Source organism: Geobacillus sp. PK12, from assembly GCF_004123125.1.
Lineage (GTDB): Bacteria > Bacillota > Bacilli > Bacillales > Anoxybacillaceae > Geobacillus > Geobacillus zalihae.
In genome coordinates this window covers 1-8830 of the sequence record NZ_SDKL01000068.1, presented here as the reverse complement: position 1 = coordinate 8830, position 8830 = coordinate 1, and the positions used below count along the sequence as shown (strand labels likewise).

The window sequence follows — 8830 nt, the reverse complement described above, 5'->3', positions numbered from 1 at the left end:
CTAACCATGGAAATTATTGTAATGAAAAATGCTCATCTACAGTTTATAATATAGATGATGAAAAAAGGGTGTCCCGCTGCATCCGGGACACCGTCGACTCCAACCAATCAACCTGTTACAATGCCTTCTCTTTCTTTTCTTCCCATCTCTTATATCCATTTTCCCAGAATTCCGCATTCTTGATTCCGTATTTCGACGCGTTGAACTCCGGATCTTTCCCTTGCTTCAGCTGTTCTTCGTAATCTTTCAAGGCCATATAGGCCGGTTTAAACAACAACAAGATCGCAATCAAGTTGAGCCACACCATGATGCCAAGCCCGATGTCGCCCATCGCCCACGCCGTCGTCGCCGTTTTGACCGTTCCATAGAACGTGGCCGCCAAAAAGATGAGCTTCAAGGCAAAGAAGGCCGTTCCCCTCTTTTCACTGCGCACCAAATAGGCGAGGTTCGTCTCGGCAATATAGTAATACGCGTACATCGTCGTAAACGCGAAGAAGAACAGAGCGATCGCAATAAAGGCCGACCCGAATCCCGGGAAGAGCGTGTCCACCGCCGCCTGCGTATACCCTGCGCCCGGTTCCACCCCTTTCAAATGCTCGACAATCGTCTCTCTCGTTTTTTCATTGATCACATTGTATTGACCTGTAAACAAAATCATCAGCGCCGTCGCCGTCACGACCAAGAACACGTCCAAATAGATCGAAAATGCCTGCACAAGCCCCTGCTTCGCCGGGTGGGACACTTCCGCCGCCGCTGCCGGGTGGGCGCCCGTCCCTTGCCCCGCTTCATTCGCATAAAGGCCGCGTTTGACCCCCCACATCACCGCCGAACCAAGAATGCCGCCAAACACTTGATCAGCGCCAAACGCGCTTTTGAAAATCAAACCAAACACATCCGGGACTTTCTCAATATTCACCGCAATAATGGCAATCGCGACCAACAAATAGCCAACTGCCATAAACGGCACGACAATTTCCGCCGTTTTCGCGATCCGCTTCACTCCGCCAAAAATCGTAAAGCCAAGAACGGCAATCACGAAAATTCCCGTCACCAATTTCGGAATGCCAAACGCATTCGAAAAGCTGTCGGCAATCGAGTTTGCTTGAATTCCCGGCATCAGCACCGCCATCGAGAGAATGATCGCCGCGGCGATCACCACCGCAAACCATTTCCAGCCAAGGCCTTTTTCAATGTAGAACGCCGGACCGCCGCGGTATTGTCCGTCTTGTTCCTCTTTATAAATTTGCGCCAGCGTCGACTCGACATACGCGGTCGCCGCTCCGATAAAGGTGATCACCCACATCCAAAAGACCGCACCCGGCCCCCCGTACGCAATCCCCGTCGCCGTCCCGGCCACGTTCCCGACGCCGATGCGGCCGGACAACGACATCGTCAACGCCTGGAAAGAAGACACCCCGGCCTCAGAGCTTTTCCCCGTCGTCACAAGCCGGATCATCTCTTTCACGTGGCGGATTTGCAGAAAACGGGTGCGAATGCTAAAATACAAACCGCAACAAACAATGAATGCAATCAAAAAAGGACTCCATAGCCACCCGTTCACCGTTTCTACAAGCTTTTCAATCAACCCAATCCCTCCTATGCCAGCTGATTATTTTTGTTGTACAACACACAACTTAAATAATATTATAAATATTACACATTTCAGCTTCAATAATTTTTTTCATATATCATTCTTTTCTGCATTTTCTTTATATTTCCTGCGCTTGTCCTCGTGTAGAAAAATGAACGACTTTCTTCGCTTTTTTAAAAATAACTTTGAAGCCCAAAAATGATAGATGAGGCAAGACAGAGAAATCCGCCTCGAACGGTCCCCTAATGCCAGTCCTTGAGGCCTTGAGCGCGAGCCCCATCTCCCCCAATGATCCCCATCTGAATCGCCGCAAACGCAAAGCCGAACACACAGAACAGCGTGTTCGTCTTTGACTGTTGTTACATATAGCCGATGAGAAACACGACAAAACCGGCCAATCCGACCGATGCGACGAAGAGGCCAAAGGCGATCCGTTTCGCGGCTTTGCTCTTTTGGACAACACCATACACGAACAACACGATCGACATGACCAACAAAAGCAAAATGAGAGACGAAATGCTCACGTTCAGCGCTCCTTATCATGCACTGCCCCTAGGAAAGACAGCGTTTTTCCATCCGTGCCATCATGGCCGTGATTCATCCATCCCCAATAGAACCACTTCTCGGTTGATGACATCCACCGCTCACGCCCCCGCAATTTCTTCCGAATTTCGGTTAATCTCATCGATAATGCGAATGATCCTCCGCGCGTCATCCATGTTGTCTTGAAAGAGTTCAACAATGCTGCCAACGGTTTTAAACGGTTCTTCCTGCAGCACCCGCTTGTCCATAACCCCGTTTTTCACAAAGTAATCGACGATCAATTTGACAAAACGGCTTTGTTGGATGTTCAACCGCTCGCTTGATAAAAATTCGGAAAACGCTTCGTTGGCGGCCTGCGGGTCAAGGCCGACGATTTGGCGGACGAGCTTTGTAATCGGTGTGTCGCCGAATTCTCTTTGATAATCTTCCTGTGTGCCAAGCTCATTCCAAAGAATATGCTCCAGCGTTTTTACGTCTTGGACGGTTAGCTTTTTATTATTTCGCAACTTGTAAATGGCCATCTGGTCGCGGTGTTCGTGCAGATAATGTTCCACCTTTTTTCGATAATTTTTCAGATCATTGACAGTAAATATCGGTCCGTTTTCTTTCACTTCCAACACTTGGTCTTGAAAGTTCGTATAGTAAATTTTTTGCGTTTCTTTTTCAAGGAATTTCACTAAATCACGCAACGCTTCGCGAACGGCTTCCAATTCGAAAATATCGGCTTCGCTCCAAAACTCTTCCGTCTGCACCTTTTCGATGATGTATTTTTGCTCCTGCACTTGCGGGATCGAACCGAGCTTCGATAACGCCTCGGCGGTGCGAATCACACTCCGAATCGGCTTTGTGGCATTTTTCGTTTGCAGTTTTGCCAACTCAATCGTGTACATGAGTAAATCAAAACGTTTCGCCAATTCATCATCATTCAACGGAACAATCAGCGGCGAAATATGTTCTTTGATTTCATTGACATCCATGGCCGTTAAGGAGTCCCATTTAGCTCGGCTTTTAAACTTGTGTACGTATTGAATATGTTGGCGTACGCGGAAGTTTTCTTCGTTTAACTTATTGATTTCCGCTAGCACCTCGTCAATCAATTCATTGCGATAGGCAATATACTCTTCTTCTTGGTACTGTAAATGCTGCAGTTCTTTAATGATTTCGACTTTAGCGTTAAATAGACGCTCCGTTAAGCTTTCCACCGCTTTTCCTTCGATTCCCTTTGGATTCTCGCGAAAAAACTCAAAGTTGCCGCAATAGTCAAAAATAAGGAAATGCGTTTTATCTTGCCCGGCTCCGAATAAGTCTTTGCATAAACGGGTTCCGCGCCCGATCATTTGCCAAAACTTTGATTTGGATCGTACTTTCTTGAAGAACACAAGATTGACGACTTCCGGAATATCCACTCCAGTATCGAGCATATCGACCGATACGGCAATCTGCGGCCATTTGTTACGGTCGGAAAAATCATCGATTAATGTTTGGTAGTAGTTCACGCTGTAATCAATGACCCGTGCAAAGCCGCCCTTGTATTCAGGGAACAATTGATCAAAGCGCTCCACAATCCGTTCCGCATGGCGATGGTTTTTCGCAAAAATAATCGTTTTGCCGAGTTTGTCTCCTCCTTCGACGCGAATTCCTTTTTCCATTAAATCTCTGAGTACCGTATCAATCGTATCGTCATTAAACAGCCATTCATTTAACGCGGCACTGTCAATATCCTCACCTACTTCATCATCAAATGTTTCTTCATATCGTTCTTTTTCTTCATCAGATAGCTCATCGTAATGAATGCCCTCTTCAAGAAATTTAAGCTTTGTTTCAATGGTACGATAATCCACTAAATAGCCATCTTGAACCGCTTGATCTAACTCATAGGCATAGGTCGGCACACCGTTTTCTAAATCAAACACTTCATACGTATTGCGATCAATTTCGTCCTTTGGTGTGGCGGTAAGCCCAAGCAATATTGCGTCAAAATAGTCAAAAATTGCTCGGTACTTCTTATAAATACTGCGATGGGATTCATCGACGATAATTAAATCAAAATGCCCGACGGTAAAGAGACGTTTGCCGTCTTTTCGCTTCGCTTCGTCAATCGCGTTCATCATCGTTGGGTACGTCGAAAACACCATGCGGCTTTCCTCTGGATTGTCTTTGTTATCGAGCAAATTGCAAAGCGTCAAGTTCGGCAACAAATGGCTAAAGCTATTTTTCGCTTGCGTGACAAGCGTTTTGCGGTCCGCTAAAAACAAAATGTTTTTCACCCAATTGTGGCGAGTGAGAACATCGACAATCGCAGCCGCCGTCCGGGTTTTGCCGCTCCCCGTCGCCATGACAAGCAACGCTTTGCGCCGTTTGTTCTCGAGCGCGTCACAGACGGCTAACACCGCTTCTTTTTGGTAATAGCGATTCGTTATGTTGTCATTGATTTGCACATTTTTTAGCGGCTTCTTCATCGTCCGACGATCAATAAGCAAGCTTAATTCTTCCTTATTGTAAAAGCCGGAAACCTTCCGCGCCGGATAGTTAAGGTCGTCCCAAATATACGTTTCAAAACCGTTTGTGTAAAAAATGATTGGACGCTGGCCGTGCATTTTTTCAATACAGTCGGCATATAGCTTGGCTTGTTGCTTTCCTTTGTTCGGGTCAGCGGTTGTCCGTTTCGCTTCGATAACCGCAAGCGGCTTCCCGTTGTCGCCAAAAAGGACGTAATCGACATAGCCGACTCCTTCTTGATTTGGCATGCCAACGACAGGGTATTCCACAATAACGTCCTTTTTAAATTCCCAACCAGCAAGCTTCAAATCTAAATCAATATATTTCTTTCTTGTTTCCCATTCGCTTAGTTCATCGACTTGGAAGTGATATTCTTTTGTATTCGCTTCCCGTTTGGCGGTGAGAAGAGCGCGAAGCTGTTCATTTTCTTTCATCATTTCCTCAAGACGCTTGTCTTTCGAACTTAGCCGTTCGTATAAATCTTTTAATTCTTCCGGACGCTCGCGCTTTTCCTCTCCGATTGGCAATAACGATTCATCAAAATCCATAGCCGTATATTCATCTGAATAACAATAATCAATCCAAGACACAAACTGATGAAGATGATGCAGGGAAAGAATCGCTTCTTCCCTCGTAATCATCGAGTTCGTATGAACCGCGACATTTCCCAGTTTGACAATGTAACGCAACAACGGCAATAAATCTTCATCAATAATGAACAAAAAGCCGTTGTCATGAATCAAACTGGAAAGATTATCTTGATACGGAACTTTCAAAGCGCTGTCAAAGCTATACACCCACTTAACGGCAAGCTCCAGCGCACGACGCGTCAAAATCGCGCACGTTGCTGGACTCACGACTAAACTTTTCTCTGCCTCTAAACACGCATTCGTAAAGCTCTCATAATGAGGTTTGCCCATCAAAAATCCAAAGTTGGACCGCAACAAACGCCCCTCCCTTGACCGACAATCACTCGTTTATTTCACTGTTTTACTGCTCGTTGAACAATTCTCCCTTAAATGCACGTTGCATGAGGGAGTTGAAAATGGTTTCCATCTCGTTTAGACTATTTTGCAATTTCTTTTTCTGAATTGTTATTTTCTTAACGAATTTAGAAAATTCATTTTGCACTGTTATAGGAGGAACTGGTAAAGTTAATTCTCTTAAGTCGATCAAATTTATCTGTAATAAAGTAATCCCCTTTGCTAGGCTTTTGAATTTCCTTTGATATTGTTCTGTCTTAAACAAATGAAAAATATAAATTGGGTTAACTATTTTTTCATTAAACAATAATGGAGTTATACCTCGTGTAACATTGACTCCCTTAAAGCTTTCATCCACAAGATAAGAAGCACCCACAGTACCTCGGACTGTCAAAAGCAACTCGCATCCTTTTAATATTGTCCTAGAATAAGCATCGGATATATGTTTGGCTGTCCTTTTTAGATTATCTACAGATATTATTCCTTGTTGGATGTCAACAGGCCTAACTATTGGTACTCCATCAGGTACATCATCTCCGGGCTGGACAATACCATACGAGATTGAACAATTTTTATCCACAACTTCTTTTAGCTTATAAACATTCCATTGTTTAGTATTTTTATCTGGGTCCCCAAACATCTCCAAAAACACACTTTGAGTTAACTGGTCTAACGCTTCAATTTGGGCTTTTCGTTTGTCAATGAGTTCTTGGGCTTTGTCTAAAACGTCAACAACTTTGAGTTGATAATCTAACGAAGGTATGTCAATTTTGAATTCTGAAAATTGCTTTTTATTAATAATTGGAACTAGGGGTGCGTTTGCTATATGCTGCAGTTTTTTTCTATCATTCCATATTTTATAAGCTAAGTACTTTTCATTGACTATATTTTTATCAGGGATAATAGCATTTATTTGTTGATTAAATGCAGCCATTTCTTGTTTTAGTATACCAACTTTACCTATAATTCCAATACACGTAACTAATACACTACCTTGTGGCAAAATGCGAGCATGTTCAGCACCTTTATTAGATAAGTACTCTTTTGATTCGTTTAACATTGTTATTCTATCTATATACAAATCATCGGGTTTGATAAACATAACATCCTTTGAATCATAAAACTCACTATTACTTTTACTAGGTGTATTTCCTGTAATTACTTCACCTATATCTTTTAACTTATATGTTCTAAAATTCATAGAACTTCACACTACCCTCTAATCATTTCTTTCAACTCTCGTAATCCTTGCATAATCTCTTTTTCCAACGCTTCCACTCTTTCAAGTATCACACTTGGCGCTTCATACTGTACCTCTTCATACTCAATCTCTTTATATTTGTTAATCGAAAGGTCATAGTCGTTTTCACGAATTTCTTCCACCGGCACAAAGAATGACTGCTCCGTGCGCTTTCGTTCCTTTTCCGCCTCACGGTTATGGAAGCGCGCAATGATGTCCGGGATGTCGCTTTCCTCAATCGGGGTGCGCTTGTCGTCCAGAGAATAGCCATCTGCTTTCATGTCGTAAAACCAGACGTGATCTGTTCCGCCGACGCCCGTTTTCGTGAAAATCATAATTGCTGTCGATACGCCCGCGTATGGTTTAAAGACACCGCTTGGCATCGAAATAATCGCTTCTAATTTATGATTTTCCACAATTTCTTTGCGGATATCTTTATGCGCCTTCGAGCTGCCGAACAATACCCCATCTGGCACGATGCACGCACAGCGCCCGCCCGTTTTTAAGATGCGCAGGAATAAGGCCAAGAATAAAAGCTCTGTTTTCTTTGTTTTTGTAATTTTTAATAGGTCACTAGAAACGGCTTCGTAATCCAAAGAGCCTTTAAACGGCGGATTGGCAAGGACAAGGGTGTATTTGTCCTTATCTTTGTTTTGTTCCGACAAGGAGTCGCGATATTCGATATTCGGATTTTCAATGCCATGGAGCATCATGTTCATCGCGCCAATCCGCAACATCGTGCGGTCCATGTCAAAACCGTAGAACATATGGTTATTAAAATGTTCTTTTAAACTTTGCACTAAAAATAAGTCACTGCGATGTTTACGCAAATATTCGCCCGCCGCGACTAAAAAACCTGCGGAACCTGCGGCTGGGTCGACAATAATATCTTCCGGTGTTGGTTTGACTAACTCTACCATCATATTGATAATATGACGCGGCGTGCGGAATTGGCCGTTTGTGCCTGCGGTGGCGATTTTCGATAACAAATACTCGTACAAATCGCCTTTCGTATCGCGGTCTTTCATCGGAATGCGGTCAATGCCGTCGACGATTTTGACGAGCATTTGCGGCGTCGGGATCATGAAAATGGCGTCGCCCATATATTTTGCATAGGCCGATTCCCGATTGCCGTGCAAGTTTTTGATGAACGGAAACACTTCATTGGACACGACATCGTACATATGAGCGGCTTCAAAATGTTTGAATTTGTTCCAGCGCAAGTGTTGCTTATCGGGAGGAAAGATGCGTTCCGATTCAATGCCGAGCAGCGCATCCTCCTGCTCGCGCTGTGTTTCGACTTCATCCAAGCCTTTGATGAACAATAAGTAGGTAAACTGTTCAATAACCGTCAGCGGGTTCGTAATGCCGCCTGTCCAAAACGTTTCCCANNAAGAAAAATACGTTTTATGCCGGTTGACGCTCAGGAAGACAGAGAATGTCTTTCTTTGTGGAACAAAGAAACTCCCACTGTGCTTTGCATGAAGCGGGAGTCGTTCACCATAACCGTTCGAGGAACACTTGCAAGTGTTGTGGATTCTCAATAGGATGGATCTCATCCAGCCCCAGTTTTGCAGGCGGATGAAATCTTTATCATGTCATTCGTGTCGTCATGGCCGTTTGCCCAATTCGACTGCAAACAACAAGGCCGGATCCACCGGCCCGTTGTCTTATCTCAACCGAATTTTCGCCACACACTCCACATGCCTTGAGTATTGATCGCAGACATCAAGACTTGTAGCAGTGTTCACCTAATTTACTTTCGATAAGGATACTGTTTTGAGCGCAAAAGGGGAAAGAAAAATAAGCAAAAAGCACCACCTCGATAAAAGTGGTGTACAATCCATACCCATCAAGTTAAGAATTTTGGTCTTTGTGCATCGTCAAAAACATGGTATCCTTTCTAACGAACACTCCACGTTAGAAAGGATTTTTTCATGGAAAAACAAATGAAAGCATGGGTTCAAACCATTC

Annotated in this window: 5 protein-coding genes; all 5 read right to left on the bottom strand. The window is 43.9% G+C overall.

The features are described from left to right. Positions 1-115: 115 nt before the first annotated feature. On the bottom strand, positions 116-1585 hold the full coding sequence (locus tag ETR37_RS17100) for an alanine/glycine:cation symporter family protein (protein WP_129447569.1): 1470 nt from the start codon (positions 1583-1585) through the stop codon (positions 116-118). Positions 1586-1950: 365 nt separating this feature from the next. Further along, the gene (locus ETR37_RS19255; protein WP_015373875.1) at positions 1951-2115 is read right to left on the bottom strand and encodes a hypothetical protein; all 165 of its coding nucleotides are present in this window, start codon (positions 2113-2115) and stop codon (positions 1951-1953) included. 120 nt (positions 2116-2235) lie between these two features. Beyond that, on the bottom strand, positions 2236-5577 hold the full coding sequence (locus tag ETR37_RS17095; protein ID WP_129447568.1) for a DEAD/DEAH box helicase family protein: 3342 nt from the start codon (positions 5575-5577) through the stop codon (positions 2236-2238). A gap of 46 nt (positions 5578-5623) precedes the next feature. Then, positions 5624-6817 carry a restriction endonuclease subunit S gene (locus ETR37_RS17090; RefSeq protein WP_033024626.1) on the bottom strand — a complete coding sequence of 398 codons (1194 nt, stop codon included), beginning with the start codon at positions 6815-6817 and terminating at the stop codon, positions 5624-5626. 11 nt (positions 6818-6828) lie between these two features. Further along, positions 6829-8283, bottom strand: coding sequence for a type I restriction-modification system subunit M (locus ETR37_RS17085; RefSeq protein ID WP_129447570.1), 1455 nt, complete (start codon positions 8281-8283; stop codon positions 6829-6831). Positions 8284-8830 lie beyond the last annotated feature (547 nt).

Coding starts and splice junctions, on each gene's coding strand:
- ETR37_RS17090 (WP_033024626.1), bottom strand. CDS start 6,817: ATGAATTTTAGAACATATAAGTTAAAAGATATAGGTGAAGTAATTACA.